This is a genomic window from Nocardia sp. JW2 (assembly GCF_051843015.1).
Classification (GTDB): Bacteria; Actinomycetota; Actinomycetes; order Mycobacteriales; family Mycobacteriaceae; genus Nocardia; species Nocardia coubleae.
Map to the genome: position 1 here is coordinate 196,263 of NZ_JBPXLK010000007.1, position 23,323 is coordinate 219,585.

Annotated in this window: 22 protein-coding genes; 16 read left to right on the forward strand and 6 right to left on the reverse strand. The window is 68.3% G+C overall.

The features are described 5' to 3' along the window. The first annotated feature begins 228 nt into the window (after positions 1 to 228). Both ACSVDM_RS13200 and ACSVDM_RS13205 read left to right on the forward strand, forming a co-directional pair. Positions 229 to 1,281, forward strand: a complete 1,053-nt coding sequence (locus tag ACSVDM_RS13200; protein WP_439265035.1) for an alpha/beta fold hydrolase — start codon at positions 229 to 231, stop codon at positions 1,279 to 1,281. 28 nt (positions 1,282 to 1,309) lie between these two features. Further along, complete coding sequence (locus ACSVDM_RS13205) at positions 1,310 to 1,999, forward strand: ferritin-like fold-containing protein (RefSeq protein WP_067491477.1); 690 nt, start codon at positions 1,310 to 1,312, stop codon at positions 1,997 to 1,999. A 119-nt stretch (positions 2,000 to 2,118) separates the two neighbouring features. Here the strand turns inward: ACSVDM_RS13205 and ACSVDM_RS13210 are convergent, their stop codons facing one another. Continuing rightward, positions 2,119 to 2,976, reverse strand: coding sequence for a helix-turn-helix transcriptional regulator (locus tag ACSVDM_RS13210; protein ID WP_439265038.1), 858 nt, complete (start codon positions 2,974 to 2,976; stop codon positions 2,119 to 2,121). A 100-nt stretch (positions 2,977 to 3,076) separates the two neighbouring features. Here ACSVDM_RS13210 and ACSVDM_RS13215 point away from each other — a divergent pair, with 100 nt between their 5' ends. After that, on the forward strand, positions 3,077 to 3,610 hold the full coding sequence (locus ACSVDM_RS13215; protein WP_439265040.1) for a YceI family protein: 534 nt from the start codon (positions 3,077 to 3,079) through the stop codon (positions 3,608 to 3,610). Positions 3,611 to 3,791: 181 nt separating this feature from the next. Beyond that, positions 3,792 to 4,019, forward strand: a complete 228-nt coding sequence (locus tag ACSVDM_RS13220; RefSeq protein WP_067491482.1) for a DUF3107 domain-containing protein — start codon at positions 3,792 to 3,794, stop codon at positions 4,017 to 4,019. A gap of 169 nt (positions 4,020 to 4,188) precedes the next feature. Here ACSVDM_RS13220 and ACSVDM_RS13225 read toward each other — a convergent pair whose 3' ends face one another. Beyond that, the gene (locus tag ACSVDM_RS13225; RefSeq protein ID WP_067985004.1) at positions 4,189 to 4,854 is read right to left on the reverse strand and encodes a TetR/AcrR family transcriptional regulator; all 666 of its coding nucleotides are present in this window, start codon (positions 4,852 to 4,854) and stop codon (positions 4,189 to 4,191) included. A 191-nt stretch (positions 4,855 to 5,045) separates the two neighbouring features. Here ACSVDM_RS13225 and ACSVDM_RS13230 point away from each other — a divergent pair, with 191 nt between their 5' ends. From ACSVDM_RS13230 to ACSVDM_RS13240, 3 genes are all read left to right on the forward strand, one after another. Continuing rightward, on the forward strand, positions 5,046 to 6,137 hold the full coding sequence (locus ACSVDM_RS13230) for a DUF3152 domain-containing protein (protein ID WP_439265042.1): 1,092 nt from the start codon (positions 5,046 to 5,048) through the stop codon (positions 6,135 to 6,137). Positions 6,138 to 6,295: 158 nt separating this feature from the next. Continuing rightward, entirely contained in the window at positions 6,296 to 7,477 is a 1,182-nt protein-coding gene (moeZ, locus tag ACSVDM_RS13235; RefSeq protein WP_067637377.1) for an adenylyltransferase/sulfurtransferase MoeZ, read from the forward strand. Between the two features lie 108 nt (positions 7,478 to 7,585). Beyond that, a complete protein-coding gene (locus ACSVDM_RS13240; RefSeq protein ID WP_067491486.1) occupies positions 7,586 to 8,437 on the forward strand; it encodes a TIGR02569 family protein in 852 nt (283 codons plus the stop codon). Positions 8,438 to 8,492: 55 nt separating this feature from the next. On the opposite strand, the gene ACSVDM_RS13245 is transcribed toward ACSVDM_RS13240, so the two are convergent. Beyond that, positions 8,493 to 9,974, reverse strand: coding sequence for an MFS transporter (locus ACSVDM_RS13245; RefSeq protein WP_067491488.1), 1,482 nt, complete (start codon positions 9,972 to 9,974; stop codon positions 8,493 to 8,495). Between the two features lie 136 nt (positions 9,975 to 10,110). After that, positions 10,111 to 10,797: a FadR/GntR family transcriptional regulator gene (locus ACSVDM_RS13250; protein WP_439265044.1), complete on the reverse strand. Its 687-nt coding sequence runs from the start codon at positions 10,795 to 10,797 to the stop codon at positions 10,111 to 10,113. A 294-nt stretch (positions 10,798 to 11,091) separates the two neighbouring features. Between ACSVDM_RS13250 and ACSVDM_RS13255 the strand changes: the two genes are divergently transcribed. From ACSVDM_RS13255 to ACSVDM_RS13280, 6 genes are all read left to right on the forward strand, one after another. After that, positions 11,092 to 12,243 carry an MFS transporter gene (locus ACSVDM_RS13255; protein WP_245655271.1) on the forward strand — a complete coding sequence of 384 codons (1,152 nt, stop codon included), beginning with the start codon at positions 11,092 to 11,094 and terminating at the stop codon, positions 12,241 to 12,243. Between the two features lie 266 nt (positions 12,244 to 12,509). Next, on the forward strand, positions 12,510 to 13,949 hold the full coding sequence (locus ACSVDM_RS13260) for a nitrate/nitrite transporter (protein WP_439265046.1): 1,440 nt from the start codon (positions 12,510 to 12,512) through the stop codon (positions 13,947 to 13,949). 30 nt (positions 13,950 to 13,979) lie between these two features. Continuing rightward, on the forward strand, positions 13,980 to 16,526 hold the full coding sequence (nirB, locus tag ACSVDM_RS13265) for a nitrite reductase large subunit NirB (protein WP_439265048.1): 2,547 nt from the start codon (positions 13,980 to 13,982) through the stop codon (positions 16,524 to 16,526). A 63-nt stretch (positions 16,527 to 16,589) separates the two neighbouring features. After that, positions 16,590 to 16,967 carry a nitrite reductase small subunit NirD gene (nirD, locus tag ACSVDM_RS13270; RefSeq protein ID WP_067491499.1) on the forward strand — a complete coding sequence of 126 codons (378 nt, stop codon included), beginning with the start codon at positions 16,590 to 16,592 and terminating at the stop codon, positions 16,965 to 16,967. Then, positions 16,964 to 18,202 (forward strand): uroporphyrinogen-III synthase, encoded by a 1,239-nt coding sequence (locus ACSVDM_RS13275; RefSeq protein WP_067491501.1) that lies wholly within the window; start codon positions 16,964 to 16,966, stop codon positions 18,200 to 18,202. The genes nirD and ACSVDM_RS13275 overlap by 4 nt, the downstream gene beginning before the upstream one ends. Next, the gene (locus ACSVDM_RS13280) at positions 18,196 to 18,942 is read left to right on the forward strand and encodes a sirohydrochlorin chelatase (RefSeq protein WP_439265049.1); all 747 of its coding nucleotides are present in this window, start codon (positions 18,196 to 18,198) and stop codon (positions 18,940 to 18,942) included. The genes ACSVDM_RS13275 and ACSVDM_RS13280 overlap by 7 nt, the downstream gene beginning before the upstream one ends. Positions 18,943 to 19,011: 69 nt before the next feature. Here ACSVDM_RS13280 and ACSVDM_RS13285 read toward each other — a convergent pair whose 3' ends face one another. Further along, positions 19,012 to 19,899: a LysR family transcriptional regulator gene (locus tag ACSVDM_RS13285; RefSeq protein ID WP_439265050.1), complete on the reverse strand. Its 888-nt coding sequence runs from the start codon at positions 19,897 to 19,899 to the stop codon at positions 19,012 to 19,014. Between the two features lie 87 nt (positions 19,900 to 19,986). Here ACSVDM_RS13285 and ACSVDM_RS13290 point away from each other — a divergent pair, with 87 nt between their 5' ends. The 3 genes from ACSVDM_RS13290 to ACSVDM_RS13300 all read left to right on the forward strand — a co-directional run bounded on the left by ACSVDM_RS13290 (position 19,987) and on the right by ACSVDM_RS13300 (position 22,300). Continuing rightward, complete coding sequence (locus ACSVDM_RS13290; RefSeq protein WP_439265052.1) at positions 19,987 to 20,712, forward strand: SDR family oxidoreductase; 726 nt, start codon at positions 19,987 to 19,989, stop codon at positions 20,710 to 20,712. Positions 20,713 to 20,808: 96 nt separating this feature from the next. Beyond that, positions 20,809 to 21,693, forward strand: a complete 885-nt coding sequence (locus tag ACSVDM_RS13295) for a hypothetical protein (protein WP_439265054.1) — start codon at positions 20,809 to 20,811, stop codon at positions 21,691 to 21,693. A 25-nt stretch (positions 21,694 to 21,718) separates the two neighbouring features. Then, positions 21,719 to 22,300, forward strand: coding sequence for a TetR/AcrR family transcriptional regulator (locus ACSVDM_RS13300; RefSeq protein ID WP_439265055.1), 582 nt, complete (start codon positions 21,719 to 21,721; stop codon positions 22,298 to 22,300). A 61-nt stretch (positions 22,301 to 22,361) separates the two neighbouring features. Here the strand turns inward: ACSVDM_RS13300 and ACSVDM_RS13305 are convergent, their stop codons facing one another. Beyond that, positions 22,362 to 23,309, reverse strand: coding sequence for a GlxA family transcriptional regulator (locus tag ACSVDM_RS13305; protein ID WP_439265057.1), 948 nt, complete (start codon positions 23,307 to 23,309; stop codon positions 22,362 to 22,364). Positions 23,310 to 23,323 lie beyond the last annotated feature (14 nt).

Consider the following 23,323-nt stretch of genomic DNA (forward strand, 5'->3'; position numbering starts at 1 on the left):
TGCCGGGGCTACGAAACTAGCGTTGTCCACAGTGATTGTAGCGTGATATTCTGCGCAATCCGAATTTCACGTCGCCGAGGCGTCGCGTGGAAATCGAAATCGTCGCCGGTCACGCCCGCATACACGATGCGACGCAGCGCAATTCACCGTTTCCGGTTTTCGCGCGTGTCGCGGATGTAATAGAGGTCACTGTAACCGGCGGTACCGGGATGTGAGACATTTCTTGTCGTGAGCATCACCGACACCGTCACCACCGCCGCGCGCAACGCCTGGGCGCTGAGCTTCGGCGCGGGCATCGAGGCGCCCGACCCCGCGCCCTCGACTGTGCTGTGGGACGAACCGCACCGCTTGTTGCGCCGCTACGACACCGAAAACGACTCGGCCACAACCGATTCCGCGGTGCTGCTGATTCCGCCGCTCGCGGCGCCCGCCACCTGCTTCGACCTGCGCCCCGACCAGAGCCTGGTTCGCCACCTGGTGTCCACCGGCCGCCCCACCTACCTCATCGACTACGGCGAGATCGGCTTCGCCGACCGCCGGATGGGTTTCGAGGACTGGGTCACCGACATCCTGCCCGAGGCGATCCGCCGGGTCAGCGCCGATCGCGGTGGCGCGCCCGTCGACCTCGTCGGCTGGTCCATCGGCGGCATCTTCGCCCTGCTCACCACCGCTGCCAACGCCGACCTGCCGATTCGTTCGGTCACCGGATTCGGCCCGCCGCTCGATTACGACAAGATGCTCGGCATGCCGCAGGTGCGCGCGGTCGCCCGGATCACCGGCGGCAAAGCGGTCACCAACGTGGTGCGGGCCGTCGGCGGTATCCCCGCGCCGCTGACCAAATTCGCCTACCGGGTGGCGGCGTTCGACCGCGAACTGGCGCGGCCGATGTTCATCGCGGGCAATATCGCGCGCACCGAGACGCTGGCCAGAATGGAATCCATCGACCGGTTCCAGGCCGCCATGCCCGGCTACCCCGGCCGCTTCTACGGGCAGCTGTGGGGCCGGTTCATCCTCGCCAACGACATCGGCAAGGGCAAGGTGCACCTGCGCGACCTCACCATCGACCTCGCCGATGTGCGGGTGCCGGTGCTGCTGTTCGGCGGCACCGCCGACGTCATCACGCCGAAGGCCGCTGTCGAGGCGGGTTTGCGCACGCTCACCGGGTCGCCCTCGGTGACCTACGAGGTCGTTCCCGGCAGCCACCTCGGCATTCTCGCCGGACCACAGGCCCGCGACACCACCTGGACGCATCTGGACAAATTCCTGGCCGATCGCGACTGACCCGCGATCGCGACTACGATTGGCGGTCATGGGAGCCCAGACCTCAGCCGCGCCGGAAATTTTCTCGACCGCACCGCTGTCCGCCGATCACCCGGGGGTGACCGAGCTGTTCGCGGTCCTCGCCTACGGCGAGCTGTCCGCGTTCTATCGGCTCGCCGAGGAAGCCAAGCTCGCGCCGTCGGTGCGCGGGCGGGTCGCGGTGGCCAAGATGGCGGCCGCGGAGCTGGCGCACTTCGAGGCCCTCGAGGCGGCCCTGAGCGCGCGCGGGGTCGACGCCGAGCGGGCGATGGACCAGTACCAGGGCGCGCTGGACTCCTACCACGCCTCCACCGACCCGTCGACGTGGCTCGAGTCGATGGTGAAGTTCTACGTGGGTGACGGCCTGGCCGCCGACTTCTACACCGAGATCGCCGGCGCGCTCCCCGCCGAGGTCGCCGATGTGGTGCGCGACGTGCTCGCCGAGACCGGGCACTCGCAGTTCGTGGTCGAGGAGGTCCGCAACGCGGTCACCGCCAGCCGGTCCGAGCGCGACCGGCTCACCCTGTGGGGTCGCAGGCTGCTCGGTGAGGCCATCACCCAGGCGCAGTACGTGATGGCTCAGCGCGACGAACTCGCCGAACTGGTGCTGGCCGCCACGGGCGACCTCAACGGCATCGTCTCCCTGTTCGACCGCATGCAAGAGCGCCACGCCGCCCGCATGGCCCAACTAGGGCTGTGACCGCCTCTCCGCGACTTTTGGCCGGACTCAGGTGCGGGGAGGCTTGCGTCGGCGGCCAGACTGGCAATGGGTTGCGGTAGGTCGTGGCCGGTGAGTTGCCCATGTGCTTGCGTGATCTGTCAGCCGTTTGCTGCCTGGGGGTGGATCAGGCGTAGTTCCGGTGCGCGAGCGGCGGTTTCGCGGGGGAGCCAGATGACGACCTGCTGATCGTTCTCTGCGGACAGTGTCTGCACGGTGAAGGTGAGTGTGCCGCGGGTCGGGTGTTCGAGGCCGAGCAGGGTCGGTAGGTTTTCGGCGAGGCGGTGTGGTTGCCAGCGGTGGGCGAATTCCGGTTCGGTGCTGAGGAATTCGATGGTCGAAGCGATGCTTTCGTCTTCGGGGCGGCGCAGTCGCGTGCGGGCCAGTTGATCGGCGAGCAGGTCGGCGTATTGCGGCCAGTCGGTGATGGTGGTGCGCGCCAGCGGGTGTCGGAACGCCCAGACCGCCAGGTTCACCTGCTCGGGATCGTCGAGCAGGCCGAGCGGGGCGACGAGGTCTTCCCAGGAGTCGTTCCACGCGAGCACATTCGCGCGCGGGCCCAGAGCGAAGGCGGGGGTGGGAGTGAGGGCGTCGAGCACGGCGGTGAGCGCGGGCGGCACCTGATCGAGCTTCGGGTCGAAAGCCGTACTGGGGCAGCGCGCTTCCTTGCTGGTGGTCAGTGCCAGCCAGCCGAAATGGGCGCGTTCGGTGTCGTTGAAGCGCAAGGCGGTGGCCAGCGCGTCGACCACGGCCGGGGAGGGGTTGCTGTCGCGGCCCTGCTCCAGCCGGGCCAGGTAGTCCGCGCTCACGCCCGCCAGCACCGCGACCTCCTCGCGGCGCAGTCCCGGTGTGCGCCGACGACCGCCGCCGGGCAGGCCCACGTCTTCGGGGCGCAGTTCCGCACGGCGGGCGATGAGCAGTTCGGCGAAGGTCGAGCGGGCTCCAAGCTGGTCGGGCATTGCTCCATCCTCCCTGGTCCCGGCTCCGGCAGCCTGGCCCTGACAGGTCCAGGATAACGGCGGTCTGGTTAACGGACCACGGTCCGGTCAGGCTGAACGCATGACTTCTTCGACACAGACACAGCAGCTGAAGGCCGGATCCTGGGCGCTCGACCGCAGCCATTCCTCGGTCTCGTTCACCGTTCGCCACCTCGGCATCGCCAAGGTGCGCGGCGGCTTCACCCGGTTCGAGACCGAGTTCGTTGTCGACGAATCCGGTGCCGCCACCATCGGCGCGACCATCGACCTGGACTCCTTCGACACCGGCAACGCCGACCGCGACGCCCACGTGCGCAACGCCGACTTCCTCGACGTCGCCAACCGTCCCACCCTGAGCTTCCGCGCCACCGAACCGGTCCGGATCGCCGAGACCTTCACCGTCACCGGCGAGGCCACCCTCGGCACCGTCACCAAGCCGCTCACCCTCGAGGTGGAGTGGGGCGGCGTCGGCGACTTCCCCGACGGCTCGCGCCACGCCGGCTTCTCCGCGACCGGTGCCATCAAGCGCACCGATTTCGGTGTCGGCGGCCCCATGCCGGGCATGCTGTCGGACACGGTGAAGATCGAACTCGAAATCGAGCTCATCGAGCCCTGATCAGCGTCAACTGATTTCGCAAGAACATGGGTAACTCATCGGGTACGCCCAGAACCGTGCTGAACACGGCCGCAGGCCCGGTCAGGGGGCCAACCACTTCGGGAGCCGTCGGCCCGAGTCGCGGAGAGGCGGGTTAGCCTGGAACTCGACAACACAGGACTCTTACGTTCGGAGGTTGGCCGTGGAGGTCAAGATCGGTATTTCGGATAGCCCTCGGGAGCTCGTCATCAACAGCTCGCAGAGCCCTGACGAGATCGAGGCGCTGGTGACCGATGCCCTCAGCGGCTCCGGTGGCGTCGTCAAGCTCACCGACGACAAGAACCGCAAGTTCCTGATCCAGGCCGCGAAGGTCGCCTACGTGGAGATCGGTTCCCCGGCCGTCGGCCGCGTCGGCTTCGCCACGGTGTAAGACGCGAAACAAGAATGGGCCCGCCTTCACACCGAAGGCGGGCCCATTCTTGTCACGGACGAGACAACTGATTTCGCCAGTACATGGGTAACTCACCGGGTACGGGCTGACCCAGCCACTTCCAGAGAGCTTGCCGCCTCCGGAAATCCCCACGAACCCGAGTCTGGCCTTAAGACCCGGAGAGGCGGAACGGCACGTGCTTCAGGCCGCCCCAGGCCAGGGCGACGGTGGTGTCGACGGCCTCGTCCTTGGGGACCGGGCGGTCGGCCTCGAGCCAGTAGCGCGCCGAGAACTGGCTCGCGCCGACCAGTCCGACGGCCAGGATGCGTGCCCGGTACGGGTCGAGACCGGAGTCGTGGGCGACCAGGTCGAACACCGCGTCGACGCAGGCCTCGGTGGCCTGTTCCACCCGGCGCTGCACCTGCGGTTCGCTGGTGAGGTCGGATTCGAAGACGAGGCGGAAGCCCTGCATCTCGTTGTCGACGAAGTCGAAGTAGGCGGCGACGGCGGCGCGCACACGCTGCTTGTTGTCGGTGGTGGAGCGCAGCGCCTGACGCACGCTCGACACCAGGATGTCCACATAGTTCTGCAGAACCGCCAGATACAGTTCCAGCTTGCTCGCGAAGTGCTGGTAGAGCACCGGCTTGCTGACACCGGCCACCTGCGAGATCTCGTCCATGCCCGCGGCGTGGTAGCCACGCTGGACGAATACCTCGCTCGCCGCGAGGAGCAGTTGCTGACGCCGCTCGTCACGAGGCAGGCGGGTGCCGCGCTTTGCCGGGACCGTCTCCGGCACCGATCGGCGCGAGGTCATGCGGTCCACGAGGTCAGTCATCTCGGCTCTCTTTGTCGACTACACCAGGCAGGCGAATGTGCGCCCGATGTCCCACGAACGATACTCGCACAGTGTTCCCCCAGAGTTTCGCCCTGGAAATGTAGTACCAGGCGGGAACGTTCGCCGGGCCGTAACCGGCGGATCTTCCCCGGCCACCCGCGTCACCGATTTGGCCACTGTGAGAATCTGGTGTGGTGACCGACCGCCCGGAACGACCATCCGGCGGCGGGCGCGATGTCGCTCGCCCCACGCAAACCACCGAGTCCGGTTCAGTGACTTCGGAGTCAGAAGGGCGGGAACTGCAGGTCTACGACCCCCTCGGGCTGTACCAACCGGCCGACCGATCGCGTCAGCCCCTCCGCGCACGCTGGGATCCCACCGAAGCCGACACCGGCAGGCCGCGCAGCCCACAGCGCGACGCCAAGAAGCAGAGCGCCCTCGGCCGCTTCGTGTCCACCTACGGGTGGCGGGCCTACGCGCTGCCGGTGTTGCTGGCGGTGACGGCGTTCGTGATCTTCGACGCGCTGCGCGTGGCCAAGCAGCCCGCACCGGTGGACCCGGGGTTCGGGGCATTGAGCCCGAACGTCGCCCAGTCCGGCATCATCGGCGCGCCGCCCGGCGACGGGAAGTTCCCCGCCGATCTGCCGCTCGGCGCGCTCCCCGAGGGCGGCGCGTTCGTCGAGCGCGGCGCGGGCACCTGGCATGTGGTGCCGGGCGCGGGCCCACAGGTCGGGGCGGGCACCGAGCGGGTGTTCCGCTACACCGTCGAGGTGGAGGACGGCATCGACACCTCGGCCTACGGTGGTGACGTGGCCGTGGCCAAGATGGTGGAGACCACCCTGGCCAACCCCAAGAGCTGGACCAAGGATCCCAAGTTCGGGTTCCAGCGCATCGACGTCGGCGAACCCGACTTCCGGCTCTCGCTCACCTCCCGCGAAAGCACCCGCGCCGCTTGTGGATTCGAGATCCCCATCGACTCGTCGTGCTACAACGCGAGCATCGACCGGGTGGTGCTGTCGGAGGCCCGCTGGGTGCGCGGCGCGCTCGCCTTCGACGGCGACATCGGTTCCTACCGGCAATACCTCGTCAACCACGAGGTGGGCCACGCCATCGGCTACCACGGCCACCAGCCGTGCGAGACCGAGGGCGGCCTGGCGCCGATCATGATGCAGCAGACCTTCGGCACCAAGAACAACGACATCGCCCTGCTCGACCCGCACGGTGTGGTCCCGCCCGACGGCAAGACCTGCCGCTTCAATCCCTGGCCGTACCCGCGCGGCTGAGAACTCCGCCGGTGCGAGACCATGGGCGGGAAGAACAGTACGGCGGTCAGTGTTGTAGATACACACGGCCATCGGTTTGCGGCCGCCTTGATCTGGACTGACCAGAGGGTGCGCCGCAAACCCGCGGCGCCAGCCGCCGAAGAAACGGAGTTCCGAAGGTGTCTTTCAACGGGTCCTTGCCGCCGCTCGTCGAGCCTGCGGCGGAACTGACCAAAGATGAGGTCGCGCGGTACAGCCGCCACCTGATCATCCCCGATCTCGGTGTCGACGGTCAGAAACGGTTGAAGAACGCCAAGGTGCTCGTGATCGGCGCGGGCGGTCTCGGGTCGCCCGCCCTGCTGTATCTGGCCGCCGCGGGCGTCGGCACGCTCGGGATCGTCGAGTTCGACGAGGTCGACATGTCGAACCTGCAGCGGCAGGTCATCCACGGCGAGTCCGACATCGGCCGGTCCAAGGCCGACAGCGCCCGCGATTCGATCCTCGAGATCAATTCGGGAATCGACGTGCGGCTGCACAAGATCCGCCTCGAACCCGACAACGCCGTCGAGCTGTTCCGCGAGTACGACCTGATCGTCGACGGCACCGACAACTTCGCCACCCGTTACCTCGTCAACGACGCCGCCGTCCTCGCGGGCAAGCCCTACGTGTGGGGCTCGATCTACCGCTTCGAGGGCCAGGTGTCGGTGTTCTGGGAGGACGCACCCGACGGGCGAGGCATCAACTACCGCGACCTGTACCCGGAGGCCCCGCCGCCGGGCATGGTGCCGTCCTGCGCCGAAGGCGGCGTGCTCGGCGTGCTGTGCGCGTCGATCGGTTCGGTGATGGTGACCGAGGCGATCAAGCTCATCACCGGTATCGGTGAGACGCTGCTGGGCCGTCTGATGGTCTACGACGCACTGGACATGAACTACCGCACCATCAAGCTGCGCCGCGATCCGGAACGTCAGCCGATCACCGAACTGATCGACTACGAGGCGTTCTGCGGTGTGGTGTCGGAGGAGGGCCAGGCCGCCGCCGCCGGGTCGACCGTCACCGCCGCCGAGCTGAAGGACCTGCTCGACGCCGACAAGGTCGAACTCATCGACGTGCGTGAGCCGGTGGAGTGGGACATCGTGCACATCGACGGTGCGACCCTGATCCCCAAGGACCGCATCCTCTCCGGTGAGGCGCTCTCGGAGCTGCCGCAGAACAAGCCGATCGTGTTGCACTGCAAGACCGGGATCCGCTCGGCCGAGGCGCTGGCCGCGCTCAAGCGCGCCGGTTTCGCCGACGCCACGCACCTGCAGGGTGGCGTGGTCGCGTGGGCCAAGCAGGTCGATCCGTCGCTGCCCGTGTACTGATCCGTACCGGTCCGCCGTTGATTGCGGGGAGGTCGCAATGGGGTCGCGTGCCAGCGTGCCTTCGGGCTGTTGACGCGTCCTCAGGGTTACGGTACGGCCGTGACGTCAGTGACTTCAGTCGAACCACCCGAGCATGTGCGGGCCACATTCGGTCTTCGCGAAGTGACGCCGGTCTCCCTCGGTGACTGGGACGGTGGCTGGCGGCTCGGCGATGTGGTGCTGAGCCCGGTGGCCGATCACGCCCGCGCGGCGTGGTCGGCCAAGGTGCGCGAAACCCTCGCCGTCGACGGTGTGCGCGTCGCGCGACCGGTGCGTGCCACCGACGGCCGCTACGTGGTGTCGGGCTGGCGTGCCGACACCTTCATCGACGGCGCCCCCGAACCCCGCCACGACGAGGTGGTGTCGGTGTCGCTGCGATTACACAAGGCGACAGCACAATTGGAGCGCCCGCGTTTCCTGGTGCAGCCGCCCGTCGCGCCGTGGGTGGATGTGGATGTGTTCGTCGCCGCCGACCGCGCCGCCTGGGAGTCGGTGCCGCTGCGCACCCTGCGCGCGGGCGGCGTCCCCCTCACCGCGACCCCCGACGGCCAACGCAGCCTCGAATTGATCGGCCAACTGGCCACTCTGCGCAAACCGGTGCGCAGCCCCGACCAGCTCGTCCACGGCGACCTGTTCGGCACGGTCCTGTTCTCCGGGACCCACGCCCCCGGCCTCACCGACATCACCCCGTACTGGCGCCCCGCCTCCTGGGCGGCGGGTGTGGTCGTCGTCGACGCCCTGGCCTGGGGCGGCGGTGACGACGGCCTCCTGGAACGCTGGTCGAGCCTGCCCGAATGGCCACAGATGCTGTTGCGCGCCTTGATCTTCCGCCTCGCCGTGCACGCCCTGCACCCCCGCTCCACCCCGGAAGCCTTTCCGGGTCTTGCCCGCACGGCCGATATGGTCCGCCTGGTCCTGTAGCAGAAATGCCGAAAGCCGCGCCCGGTCGGGGATTCCGGGCGCGGCTTTCGTGGTGTCAGACGTTGGCGTAGGCCAGGGACGGGACCTTGTCGGTGGCGAAGGAGGTGCGCAGGTAGCACCACCAGGTGACGCCCGCCATGACGACGAAGGCGACGGCGTAGGCCCAGAAGGCGGGGGCCATGGAGCCGAAGTTGATGTTGGACAGGCGAAGTGCCTGCTGCAGGATGAATCCGCCGAAGGCGCCGACGGCACCGATCACGCCGATCGCGGCGCCGGCCTGACGACGTGCCGATGCCTGGGCCTCGGTGAGCTGCATGCCGTGTTCGGCGGCGTACTTCTTGGCGGTGGCGCCGAAGATCGACGGGATCATCCGGTAGGTCGAGCCGTTGCCGACACCGGTGAGCACGAACAGCAGCAGGAACGCGGCGAGGTAGAGCGGGAAGCTCTTCATCGACAGCGCGGTCATGATCAACGCGACCGCCACAGCCATTCCGGTGAAGACCATCACCGTGATGCGCGCGCCGCCGACCTTGTCGGAGATCCACCCGCCGACCGGGCGGCTGAACGACCCGACGAGGGCGCCGAGGAAGGCGAGGTTGCCGACCATGCTGATCCAGCCGATCTGGGTCAGGTGCGGGAAGTTGGCCTTGATCAGGGTCGGGAAGGCGAACGAGAAGCCGATGAACGAACCGAAGGTGCCGATGTAGAGGAACGACATGATCCAGGTGTGCGGGTTGGTCAGCGCCAGCTTGTAGGACTTGCCGTCGGCCTTGGCCGAGGTGATCGAGTCCATGTAGCGCAGCGCCCCGAACGCGGCGATCAGGATGAACGGCACCCAGACCAGGATGGCGAGGGTGAGGCCGAACCGGTAGCCCGCGGCGTCCTTGGCCAACAGGTGCGTGCCGAGCGTGATCAGCAACGGTGCGGCCAATTGTGTCTGTGCCACACCGAGATTGCCGCCCGCGGCGTTGATGCCGAGCGCGGCGCCCTTCTTGCCCTCGGGGAAGAAGAACGAGATGTTGGCCATCGACGACGAGAAGTTGCCGCCGCCAACACCGGCGAGCGCGGCCAGCAGCAGGAACACCCACATCGGGGTGCCCGGCTGGTTGACGAAGTACGCCAGGCCCAGCGTCGGGAACAGCAGCATGCCCGCGCTGAAGGCGGTGAAGGCCCGACCGCCGAACTTGGGGACGGCGAAGGTGTAGGGGATGCGCAGGGTGGCGCCGACCAGGGTGGGCACCGAGGTCAGCAGCAGGGCGTTGGCGACGGCGGTCGGGTTCCCCTTGCCGAGGCCGTCCAGGAACGTGAAGCCCGCGGCGCCCATGGCGGTGACGATGGAACCGAACAGGACCCAGACGCTGAAGCCGAGGTTCTCGGCGAACACCGAGAACCACAGGTTCTTCTTGGCGGTCTTCTCACCGCCCGATTCCCAGAATTTCGGATTGTCGGGCTCCCACTGGGTCAGCCAGCGGCCCTTCTTCTCATATTCGAACGACGCGGTGTCTGTCGTCTGGCCGGTGGCGGCGATTGCGGTCATCGGCTTCCTCTCGATCGGGCGCGTGATGCGGTGTCGAGAGAAACGGTAGAAGCCGGTTGTTGCGTGACAATGGCCTCAGGTGACATTCGAGCCAACTCGGGCTCACCGCGCCGTTCCCGTCGGGGTGACAGCTCGGTTACCCGGCGAAACGCGGGCGATCCGGGTACTCGGCGATGAGTGAGCCGAGGAAGCAGCGCGCCGCCTGCATCGCGCGCTCGGCGTCGCCGTCGATGACGGCCTGCACCAGTTCGATGTGCTCGCTGTCGTAGGCGTCGTCGGATTTGGCGGTGCGCGCGTGGATCACCTGCTCGATCACCGGCAGCAGCGAGTCGTAGAACTCCAGATACACGGCGTTGTGGCTGGCGACGACGATCGCGCGGTGCAATTCCACATCGGCGGCGATGGCCACCGGGTCGGGTTTGGTCCAGTCGCGGTCGTTGCGTTCGGCGAGCAGGCGGCGCAGGTTGGCGATATCGGTGTCGTCGCGGCGACGCGCGGCCAAGCCCGCGGCGGTGGTGTCGAGCGCCTGGCGCAATTCGAGGATGTCGCGTTCCTCGGCGTCGGCGAAGTACTTGCCGAGCGTGCCGCCCACCTCGGAGGTGGCGATCACGTAGGTCCCCGAACCCTGGCGGCGCTCGAGCATGCCCGCGTGGACCAGGGCCTGCACGGCTTCACGCACGGTATTGCGGCCGGTGCCGGTGAGTTCGGTGAGCTCGGGTTCGGTGGGGATACGGCCGCCGACCGGCCAACGGCCCGACCGGATTTCGGCGCGCAGTTGTTCGGTCACCTGGGCGATGAGGCTGGAGCGCCGGACGGGTTGCACGTGAGCCAGCGTAAGGCAAAGCGGCAGGCCGGTACTCGAGCCTGACTTGTCGCTCACATTTGCTGGCGTCGATCATCGGGTCATCCTATGATTTCGTCTGTGACTCCTCCGCCCTCCTCCGAAACCCTGACCCGGCTCACCCCTGTCGATGGGCGGGTCGATGGTCGATGGGATGCGGTCGATGGTGGGAGTGCACTCCCGAATCCGCCCGCCGAGGTCGATCAGGCGGAGCCCGAGCAGCTCACCCGTCGGTCACTGATCGAGGGACGGCTGCTGGTTCTCGCGGCCATCATCATGTCGGCGCTCACCCTGCGTGCCGCCGTCACCGCGTTCAGCCCGCTGGCCGAGCAGATCGGTGACGACATCGGGTACGGCACCGCCATCGTCGGCGTGTTCGGCATGCTGCCGACCGCCATGTTCGGTGTCGCCGGGCTGGTCACCCCGTTCGCGGTGCGGCGTTTCGGGCTGGAGCGCACGGTTCTGCTGGCGATGCTGCTGGCCGGATTCGGTTCGCTCGCCCGCGTTTTCTCCTCCGGCACCGGCGAGCTGCTCGCCTTGTCCGGGGTGGCGCTGCTCGGCATGGGCATCGGCAATGTGGTGATTCCGCCGCTGGTCAAGCGGTATTTCGCCGATCGGCTGGCGTCGATCTCCTCGCTCTACATCGTGATGGTGCAGCTGAGCACGGTCATTCCCGCGTTCGTCGCGGTGCCGCTGGCCGAGGCGCACGGGTGGCGCATCTCGATGGGCGTGTGGGCGCTCGTCGGTTTCGCCGCGGCGGTGCCGTGGCTGGTCGTCCTGCGCGACCGCCGCGGCCGCGACAAGGCCGACACCACCGCGCTGCCGTCCGAAACACCGACGGCCACAGGCAAAGTGTGGCGTTCCCCGGTGGCCTGGGGCATGGCGGGCATGTTCGGCATGACCTCGCTCACCACCTACGCCATGTTCACCTGGCTGCCGACCATCCTGGCCGATGCGGGCGCGAGCGCCGCCTTCGGCGGCAACATGGTCGCGCTGTTCGCGCTGATCGGCCTGATTCCCGCGCTCGGTGCGCCGACCGTCGTCTCGCGCATGCGCAACCCGTTCCCGGTCGTCGTCGCGTGCATGGTGCTGTTCGTCATCGCTTTCGCGGGTCTGCTGATCGCGCCGATGAGCGCGCCGCTGCTGTGGGTGGTGCTGCTCGGCCTCGGCCCGAGCACCTTCCCGATGGCGCTCACGCTCATCAACCTGCGTACGCGCACACCGCAGGGCTCGGCGGCGCTGTCCGGATTCACCCAGGGTGTCGGTTACGTCGTCGCCTGTGTGGGTCCGCTGCTGTTCGGCATCCTGCACACCGCCACCGGTGGCTGGCTCGCCCCGTTCGGTCTGCTGCTCGTCGCGCTCGGTGTGTTGCTCACCGGCGCCTGGCAGGCCTGCAAACCGCGCATGCTCGAAGACACCTGGAATTGAGCGGAAGAAAACTCACCGTTCGAGTTGCGTAATGGTGCGTTCGGGTCGATGCTACCTACATCACACCCTCACGGGCGTTTCGAATGATTTCCGGCCGCCTTCTTACGTGCGGAAACCGTTGTGTCACATGCCCGAAACAAAAGGGCTGATCTCACCCCTGTGACCGGGTCGGCGTGAGAAACCGTTGATTCAAGCGCAATTTCCCGCAGCATTTCGGCAATACCCATTTCCTACCGTTGGGCCATCGCACTTTTGGGAGGCCCAACTTGAGCACGCTGAAGCGTAACCACGACATCGAGCACTGGGATGCCGAAGATGTCGCGGCCTGGGAGGCCGGCGGCAAGGACGTTGCCAAGCGCAACCTGATCTGGTCGGTGATCGCCGAGCACATCGGTTTCTCGGTGTGGTCCATCTGGTCGGTGATGGTGCTGTTCATGCCCACCGACAAGTTCGGCATCGATCCGGCGGGCAAGTTCTTCCTCGTCGCCATGCCCACGCTCGTCGGCGCGTTCCTGCGCATTCCCTACACCGTGGCAACGGCCCGCTTCGGTGGTCGCAACTGGACCATCTTCAGCGCGTTCCTGCTGCTCGTGCCCCTGCTGCTGACGCTGTACTTCGTCAACCAGCCGGGCACCTCCTACACCACGTTCCTGATCGTGGCCGCGTTCGCGGGCTTCGGTGGCGGCAACTTCGCCTCCTCGATGACCAACATCAACGCCTTCTACCCGCAGCGGCTCAAGGGTTGGGCGCTCGGCATGAACGCCGGTGGCGGCAATATCGGCGTGCCGGTGATCCAGCTGCTCGGCCTGCTCGTGCTGGTCACCCTCGGTGGCGACTACGCCTACGTGATCTGCGCGGTCTACCTGGTCCTGGTCGGTGTCACCGCGGTCGGCGCCGCGCTGTACATGGACAACCTGACCAACCAGCAGGCCGACATGTCCTACATGCTCAAGGCCCTGCGCGTGCCGCAGTCCTGGGCCATCGCCTTCCTCTACATCGGCACCTTCGGTTCGTTCATCGGCTACAGCTTCGCCTTCGGCCAGATCCTGCAGATCAGCTTCAAGGCCGGTGGTGACACCGCCACCCAGGCCGCCATCCACGCCGCCTCGATCGCGTTCATCGGTCCGCTGCTCGGTTCGCTCGCCCGCCCCTACGGCGGCAAGATGGCCGACCGCATCGGTGGCAGCAAGGTCACCATCGCCACCTTCGGCGCCATGATGGCCGCCGCGCTGGTCGTGATCTTCGCCTCGACGCTGGCCGACCGCAACAACGGCATCGCCACCGGATCCACCATGACGATCCTGGTCGCCGGCTTCATCGCCCTGTTCATCCTGTCGGGTTTCGGCAACGGCGCCGTCACCAAGATCATCCCGTCGGTGTTCGAGGCCAAGTCCAAGAGCCTGCCGCTGCCGCGCGCCGAACAGGCCGCGTGGTCGCAGAACACCTCCGGCGCCCTGATCGGTTTCGTCGGCGCGATCGGTGCGCTCGGCGGCGTCGGCATCAACATGGTGCTCCGCTCCTCCTACGCCAGCACCGCCTCGGCGACCACCGCGTTCTGGGTGTTCCTCGCCTTCTACGTGGTCTGCGCCGCGGTCACCTGGACGGTGTTCCTGCGCCGCCCCCGGGTCGCCGTCGACTCCGATGTCGTGGCCGAGGCCGAATCCCTGGTCCTCGAGGCCGAATCCAGCACTTCGTCGGCTCGCTGACAACCGACCACAATCCAGGAGGTCACTCTCATGAACAGCACTCGCAAGACAGTGGTCGTGGTCGGCCACGGCATGGTCGGACACCGCTTCGTCGAGGCCCTTCGCTCGCGCGACGACGCCGGACAGTGGCGCGTGGTCGTGCTCTCCGAGGAAAAGCTGCCCGCCTACGACCGCGTCGGCCTGTCCTACTACGTCGGCAACTGGAACCCCGACGACCTGGCCCTGCCGGGCAACATGTACGACGGCGACGAGCTGGTGGAGCTGCGGCTCGGCCAGCGCGGCGAGTCCATCGACCGCGCGGCCAAGACCGTCACCACCTCCACCGGTGACGTCATCGCCTACGACGCGCTGGTGATGGCCACCGGTTCCTACGCCTTCGTGCCGCCGGTGCCCGGCCACGACCTGCCCGAGTGCTTCGTCTACCGCACCATCGAAGACCTGGACGGCATCCGCGCCGCGGCCGAGAAGGCCGGACCCGGCGCGCACGGTGTGGTGATCGGCGGTGGACTGCTCGGCCTGGAGGCGGCCAACGCGCTGCGCCTGATGGGCATGACCCCGCACGTCATCGAGTACAACGACCGCCTGATGCCCGCCCAGGTCGACGCCGGTGGTGGCGCGATCCTGGAGAAGCTGGTCTCCGACATCGGCCTGAACGTGCACACGGGGGTGGGCACCGCCAAGATCGAGTCGATCGAGGAGGAGACCGGCGGGGTCAAGCTGCACCTGTCCGACGAGTCCGAGATCCACGCCTCGCTGGTGGTGTTCTCCGCCGGTATCCGCCCGCACGACTCCGTCGCCAAGGAGGCCGGGCTCGAAATCGGCCCGCGCGGAGGCATTCTCACCGATCTCGGCCTGCGGTCCTCGGATCCCGACATCTACGCGATCGGTGAATGCGCCGCCGTCGAGGGCGTCTGCTACGGCCTGGTGGCGCCCGGTTACACCACCGCCGAGATCGTCGCCGACCGCCTGCTGGGCGGTGCGGGTGAGTTCCCCGGTGCCGACATGTCGACCAAGCTGAAGCTGATGGGCGTGGACGTGGCCTCCTTCGGTGACGCGCACGCCACCACCGAGGGCGCGCTGTCGGTGGTGCTGCACGACGCCGCCAAGGGCACCTACGCCAAGCTCGTCGTCTCCGACAACGCCGAGATCCTGCTCGGCGGCATCCTGGTCGGCGACGCGTCGGCCTACGCCGCGCTGCGTCCGCTGGTCGGGCGCCCGCTGCCCGCCGACCCGGCCTCGCTGATCTCCCCGGCCGGCGCCGAACTGGGTGCCGACGCGCTGCCCGACGACGCGCAGATCTGCTCCTGCAACAACGTGAGCAAGGGCGCCATCTGCGGCGCCATCGCCGAGGGTGCCTGTGATATCCCGGCCGTGAAGGGCTGCACCAACGCGGGTACCTCCTGCGGTGGCTGCGTGCCGATGATCAAGAAGCTGCTGGAGCAGTCCGGTGTGGCGCTGTCCAAGGCGCTGTGTGAGCACTTCGAGCAGTCGCGTGCCGAACTGTTCGACATCGTGAATGTCACTGGCATTCGGACGTTTTCGGAGCTCATCGCCAAGCACGGCAAGGGTTCGGGTTGCGATATCTGCAAGCCGACCGTCGCCTCGATCCTCGCCTCCACCTCGAGCGACCACATCCTCGAGGGCGAGCAGGCCGCGCTGCAGGACACCAACGACCACTTCCTGGCGAACCTCCAGAAGAACGGCACCTACTCGGTGGTGCCGCGCATGCCCGGTGGTGAGGTGACCGCCGAGCAGCTGATCGTGATCGGTGAGGTCGCCAAGGAATTCGACCTGTACGTGAAGGTCACCGGCGGTCAGCGCATCGACCTGTTCGGCGCCCGCGTCGAGCAGCTGCCGCTGATCTGGAAGCGCCTGGTCGACGCGGGCATGGAATCCGGGCACGCCTACGGCAAGTCGCTGCGCACCGTGAAGAGCTGCGTCGGTTCCACCTGGTGCCGCTACGGCCAGCAGGACTCGGTCGGCATGGCCGTGCTGCTCGAGAAGCGCTACCGGGGTCTGCGTTCGCCGCACAAGTTGAAGCTGGCCGTGTCGGGCTGTGCGCGTGAATGCGCCGAAGCCCGTGGCAAGGACGTCGGCGTGATCGCCACCGAGAACGGCTGGAACCTCTATGTCGGCGGCAACGGTGGTCTCACCCCCAAGCACGCCGTGCTGCTGGCAGGCGACCTGGACGACGAGACGCTGATCCGATACATCGACCGCTACCTGATGTTCTACATCCGCACCGCCGACCGCCTGCAGCGAACCGCGCCCTGGCAGGAGGCCCTCGAAGGTGGCATGGACTACCTGAAGGCCGTCGTGTGCGACGACAGCCTCGGCATCGCCGCGGATCTGGAGGCCGCCATGGCCAAGCACGTCGACGGTTACAAGGACGAGTGGGCCGCGGTGCTCGAGGACGAGAACAAGCTGTCGCGCTTCGTCTCCTTCGTCAATGCCCCTGACGAGGCCGACCCGACGATCGCCTTCGACGAGAGCGGGGAACGCAAGGTGCCAGTGCTTCTCGGTCTGCCGGGGATGCCCGCCGGTGTTGGCTCCGACACAGCAGCAGCCGGGAAATAAGCGCTTAACCCTGTGGAAACAGGGCGCCTGTACCAATAGGTAAGGCGTTCGGAGGAGGAACCGATGACCGTTATCGACACACCCACCATCACCACCGAGACCACGACCTGGACCCAGGCGTGCCGACTCGATTTCCTTATTCCGGGACGCGGCGTTGCGGTCCTGCTCGACGGCGGCAAGCAGGCCGCCCTGTTCCTGCTACCCGACGGCACACTGGCCGCCGTGGGCAATGTCGACCCGTTCGGTCGGGCCGCGGTCATGTCGCGCGGCATCGTCGGCGACCGGGGCGGGGTACCCGTGGTCGCGTCGCCGCTGCTCAAGCAGGCTTTCTCCCTCATCGACGGCCGCTGCCTCGACGATGAGACCCAGTCGCTGCCGGTGTATGCCGTGCGACTCGACGCAGGCATCGTCTCGGTGTCGAACGAACCGGTGACTTCATGAATTCTGTGCCCGAAGCGGGACCCTGTCTCGCCGGTTTCACCATCGGTATCACCGCTGCTCGTCGCGCCGAGGAATTCGGCACCCTGCTCACCCGCCGTGGCGCCACCGTGGTGAGCGCGCCCGCCATCCGCATCATCCCGCTCGCCGACGACACCGAACTCGAGCGGGTCACCGAACAGCTCATCGCCGACCCGCCCGCCATCACTGTGGCCACCACCGGCATCGGTTTCCGTGGCTGGATGGAGGCCGCCGAGGGCTGGGGGTTGGCCGAGACGCTGCGTGACACCCTTGCCGCCACCCGCATGCTCGCCCGTGGGCCCAAGGCCAAGGGCGCCATCCGGGCCGCTGAGCTGCGCGAAGAGTGGTCGCCCGCGTCCGAGTCGTCGGCCGAGGTGCTCGACCACCTGCTCGCCGAGGGTGTCGAGGGTGTGCGCATCGCTGTGCAGCTGCACGGTGCGACCACCGAGTGGGAACCGGTGCCCGACTTCTGCGAGGTGCTGCGCTGCGCGGGCGCCGACGTGGTTCCGGTGCCCGTGTACCGGTGGGAGCCGCCGGCTGACCGCGGTCCGATGGACTCGATGATCGATGCGATCATCTCCGGCAGCCTCGACTGCGTCACCTTCACCAGCGCCCCCGCCGTGGCCTCACTTCTCATGCGCGCCAAGGAAACCGGGCTGCTCGAGTCGGTGCTGCACGCCCTGCGCGGACGCGTGCTCGCCGCCTGTGTCGGCCCGATCACCGCCGCGCCGCTGGAAGAACTCGGCGTGCCGACGACCATGCCCGGCCGGGCGCGGCTCGGTGCGCTCGCCCGCCACGTGGCCGAGGAATTGCCGCGCCGGGCCAGCCGGATCTACGCGGCCGGGCACCTCATCAGCGTGCGCGGTGGCTGCGTTGTCGTCGACGGTGAGGTGCGTCAGCTCGCGCCCGCCCCGATGGCGTTGATGCGGTCGCTGGCCCGTCAGCCTGGTCGGGTGGTCTCGCGTGAGGATCTGCTGTCGGCGCTGCCCGGCGGTGGCGACGACACCCATGCGGTGGAAACCGCGATCGCCCGCCTGCGCGCGGGACTCGGCACACCGAAGGCCATTCAGACCGTGGTGAAACGCGGTTACCGCCTCGCTCTCGACGCGGCCGACTGCTCCGACGCGCCGTCGCGTCCGCCGGTGCAGCCGCCGCACGCCGCAGGCATCGGCACTCCCGCGCGGTCGGCGCGGAGCCAGACGATCGGGGTGTGGTGAGCACGGTGCGGCCGGGTGAGCCGGCCCTCGTGCTCGTCGCGCACGGCACCCGCAGCGCGCGCGGGGTGGAGATGATCGCCGCCCTCGCCGACGCGGTCGGCATCGAACTGGGCTGCGGCATGGACACCACCGGCCCGAACCCGTTGCTGCGCACCGCTTTCGTCGATGTACTCGGCCCGTCGCCGTCGGAGGTGCTGCGCGACCTCGACGGCCCGGCCGTGGTGGTGCCGGCGTTCCTGGCCTCGGGTTACCACGTGTACCAAGATGTTCCGCGTGAGGTGGCCGAGAGCGGACACACCGCCGTCGCGGTGACTCCCGCCATGGGTCCTGACCCCGCACTGACCAGGATCATGGCGATGCGCCTGCGCGCCGCCGGCTGGCAGCCGGGTGACGCGGTGGTCTTCGCGGCCGCCGGTTCGTCGGATTCCCGTGCGCGCCAGGATGTCCGGCGCGCGGCGGGAATGCTCGCCGAGCAGCTCGCCGCACCGGTGCGGATCGCCTACGTGGCCACCGGCGCCCCGCGCGTCCCGGAAGTTGTTGCCGCCCTGCGTGAATCGGGCTCGCAGCGGGTGTTCATCGCGTCGTACCTGCTGGCCCACGGCCTGTTCCACCAGCGCCTGCACGACGCGGGGGCCGACGGCGTCGCCGAACCGATCGGTGTCCACCCCGCGGTAGTCCGTCTCATCGCCGACCGCTACCGCACCGCCGCTCACGAACTCGCCCGCGCGAACGTCCACTAGGACTTGCGCTTTCGGGCAGAACAACACCCGCGATCGTCCGCTAGCCGTTCCGTGTCCGCGGTCGTCCGTTTACCGTCCCGCTGTCTGGGCCGCAGCTGGTGGCATGGTGCGGACCTCGGCCGCGGCTCGGGCCAGTGCGGCGATGGCCGGTGCACGGTTGTCGGCAGGCCAGGCGAGGACAGTGGTGATCTGCGGGGCGTCGACGACGGGTACCGCGACATGGTCGGGCCACTGCCAGGCGCGGCTCGAGGCCGGGATGACGAGCAGGGTCTTGCCGAGCGCCACCAGCTGCGCGAGTTGTGACTGGGTGCGCACTTCGGGCCCGGGACCGTCGGGGTAGGAGCCGTCGAGCCGGGGCCATCGCGCGATGGGGAGACCGGGCACGTCGGCCACGTCCGCGAGGGTGAGCTGTGGACGTGCGGCGAGCGGATGTCCCGCCGGGAGGAGGGCGACCTGGCCCTCGGTGCAGATGTCTTCGGTGTCGAACCCGGCGAGGTCATCGACCGGCCGGTGCATCAGGGCCACGTCCGCGCGCCCGTTGCGCAGGAATCGTGCCTGCTCACCGACCTCGCACAGGAGAACTTCCACCGGTGCCGTATCGGTGCGGGCCGCCGACGCGGCGAGAAGCTGTTGCAGCAGCTCGTGCGACGCACCGGCTTTCGTCACCAGCACAAGGGGTCGTTGCCGATCCGCCGCCCGCCGGGTCCGTCGAGCAGCGGACGCGACCGCGTCGAGGGCGAGGCGGGCTTCGTGCAGCAGCACATCGCCCGCGCCGGTCAACGCCACGCCCCGCCGGTCCCGGTCGAGAAGCTGAACGCCGAGTCGACGTTCCAGCTGCCGGATCGCCCGCGAGAGCGGCGGCTGCGCGATCCCGAGCCGCTGGGCAGCACGCCCGAAGTGCAGCTCCTCGGCCACCGCCACGAAGTACCGCAGCTCACGGGTCTCCAGGTCGTCCACGCGCCCACTGTATCCACCCGGTGATACCCGCCGGGTATCTCGCGGTACCCGATCAATATTGGACGCAACGGATATCGCGCGCCGAGCATGGAGTGCGTGAACAACACCAAGACAGCGCTGGTCACCGGCGCGAACAAGGGCATCGGCTTCGCCATCGCCGAAGGTCTCGGATCCCTCGGCTTCGCGGTCGCGGTGGGAGCGCGCGACGAGACCCGACGTGGGGAGGCCGTGGCGCGGTTGCGTGCGGGCGGCACAGACGCATTCGGCGTCGCCCTCGATGTCACCTCCGACGAGAGTGTCACCGCCGCGGCCGCGAGCATCGAGGAACAAGCCGGGCGACTCGACGTGCTCGTCAACAACGCCGGCATCGCAGGCCGGTTCGAGGACGGCGCGCAGGACCCGACGACCCTCGACCTCGATGTCCTGCGCACGGTCCTGGAAACGAACGTGCTCGGGGTGATCCGGGTGACGAACGCGATGCTGCCGCTGCTCCGTCGTGCCACCGCGCCCCGGATCGTCAACATGTCGAGCAATATGGGCTCGCTGACCCTGCAGACCGGGCCGGTCATGGCCGCCTACGCGCCTTCCAAGTCGATGCTCAACAGCGTCACGGCCCAGTACGCTCGCAGATTCGCCGACACGGACATCATCGTGAACCTGGCCTGCCCCGGCTACGTCGCCACCGACTTCACCGGATTCGCCGGAGAACGCACGCCCGAGCAGGGCGCCGCGATCGCCCTGCGCCTGGCCACCCTCCCCGACGACGGTCCCCGAGGCGGTTTCTTCGACGATCAGGGAACCGTCGCCTGGTAGCTGTGCGCAGGGGCGACGGGGCACCGCTTCGTAGGCGGCAGTGGGGTGCCGGTCGCGATAGGGTGGTGTGATTTCCATCGAAGGGGGTACCCGTCCATGTCCGGTTCGGACGACAAGCAGTACGCGCAGGAGCCGAACGAACTGACGTCGTACCCCGCCGACGAAGTGGCCGTCCCGCAGCCGCCTGCCCCGGCTGCCGTTCCCTTCGCACCGGGTCAGCAGCCGTATGTGCCGGGTCAGCCGCAGACTCCGATGCCCGCTGTCGGTCAGCCTGTGCCCGGGCAGCCGATCGGCGGGCCGTTCGCGCCCGGCACTGCTCCGGGGCAGCCCTATGTTCCCGGGCAGCAGCCGGGCGGCCAGGCGATCGGTGCGCAGTTCCCGCCCGGCGCTTCTCCAGGACAGCCTTATGTCGGTGGGCAGCCGGGTGGGCCGGTGTTTCCCCCTGCGCCGTATCCCGCGTATGTGCCGGAGCCGGCGGAGACCGAGCCGCGGGTGGTCCCGGAGAACATCCGGATGGCGTTCATCGTGATGCTGGTCGGGGCGGCGGTGACGTTTCTCGGCGGGGCGTATTCGCTCACCGATATCGACACCGTTCGCACCACCCTTCTCGACTCCTCCGAGGGAATGTTCCGCGGCTCGAGCCTCGATGTCCTCGTGTACGCGACGGTCGGTGCGACGGTGGTCGGGGCGTTGATCACGGTGGGGCTGTGGATCTGGATGGCGTTCGCGTGCCGGGCCGGGAAGAACTGGGCGCGGATCACCTCGACCATATTCTTCGGCTTCAACGTCCTCTCGACGCTCTACGCGGTACTCGGGGTGGTGGCGGACCTGGGCGTCACCCCGGGAGCACTGGCGTTCACCCTCGCCGGTTTCGCCATCGGGCTCGGAGCCGTCGTGCTGCTCTGGAACCCGAAGTCGGCGCCCTTCTTCGCACCCGCCCGCCCGGCCTACCCGCAGTACCCGCTCGCGGGACCCCGCTGACCAGCGGCGCTGTTAGGCTCGAACAGTGGCGCGCACCAAGGAATTCGACCCCGATGTAGTACTGGGCCGCGCACTGGATCTGTTCTGGGAGCGCGGGTACGAGTCGACCTCGATGGCCGATCTCACCGAGCATCTCGGCATCGCCAGGGGTTCCATCTACGCCACCTTCGGCAACAAGCACGACCTGTTCATGCGGGCACTGCAGCGGCACCTGGAGGTCGTCGACGAACGGGTCACCACGCAGCTGTCCGTGCCCGGCCCGGCGCTGCCCGCCGTGCGCGCGCTGATCGACCAGTTCGTGCGCGAGTCGTGCACGGAGGACCGCTTCCTCGGCTGCCTGGTCACCACGTCGGCGGTGGAACTGGCCGCCCGCGACCAGGAGGTCGCCCGGGCGGTCGAATCCAGTTGGGCCCGTACCGAAACCGCGCTGACCGGCGCCCTCACCAGAGCCCGCGCCCAGGCCGAACTCGCTCCCGGCAGCGACCCGCGCGCCCTGGCCCGCTTCCTGCTCGTCTTCCTCCAGGGCGTCTGGGTCCTCGAACGCACCCCGAACGCCGCTTCCCGGCTGCGCGACGCGAACCGGATCGTCACCGCGCTCCTCAGCTGACGCACTGCTTCGACCCGGCGCATCCGGTTCCCGGTCGGCCTCGCCGGGAGCCCGGATGCCTTCAGCGAGCCGTGGCGAAATTGGCGCGGTAGGTGCTCGGCGGCACGCCGAGCTGGCGAATCATGTGCTGGCGCAACGACTCCGCCGTCCCCATTCCGCTGTGCCTGGCCACCGACTCGACCGACAGCGTCGTCGATTCGAGCAGTTCGCGCGCACGATGAATGCGCTGATGCAGCAACCACTTCTGTGGGCTGAGTCCGGTTTCCTCGTGGAACCGCCTGGTCAGCGTGCGCACACTGGTCCGCGCGTGTGCGGCGAGATCGCGCAGCGACAGGGGAGTGTCGAGCCGTTGCATGGCCCAGGCGCGAGTAGCCGACAGGGAGAGGTTTTCGTCGGGAGGCAGTGCGGTGTCGACGAATTGGGCTTGGCCGCCTGGTCGTACCGGCGTCACCACGGCGGCGCGCGCGGCCGCGTTGGCGACGGTGGCGCCGTAGTCGGTGCGGATCAGGTGCAGGCACAGGTCGATCCCGGCCGCCGCTCCCGCCGCCGTGGTGACCGGCCCGTCCTCGATGAACAGGGCATCGGTCCGCACCGTTACCAGTGGATGAGCCGTGGCCAGTTCGTCGGACAGTCCCCAGTGCGTCGTCGCGGTGCGCCCGTCGAGCAAGCCCGCCTGTGCGAGAACGAAAGCGCCACTGCAGATCGAGGTGACGTGCACACCCCGCGCCACGGCCGCTCGCAGCGCGGCGAGGGTGACCGGATCGGCGCCGGTGCGACTGCCGGTGCTCGGCACGATCACGGTGTCGGCCTCGTCGAGCACCTCGAGCCCGTGCCGGACGACCACATCGAAACCGCCCGGCGTGGAAGGCAGGACACCCGGCTCGGCCGTACACACCACCACCCGGTACCCGGGTTCGCCGTCGACGAGTACCGAACCCATCAGGGTCTCCGGCATGGACAGGTCGAATGCCTTCACCGGCGCGACGGCGACCACCGCGATTGTCTTCATGGCCCGATCCTTGG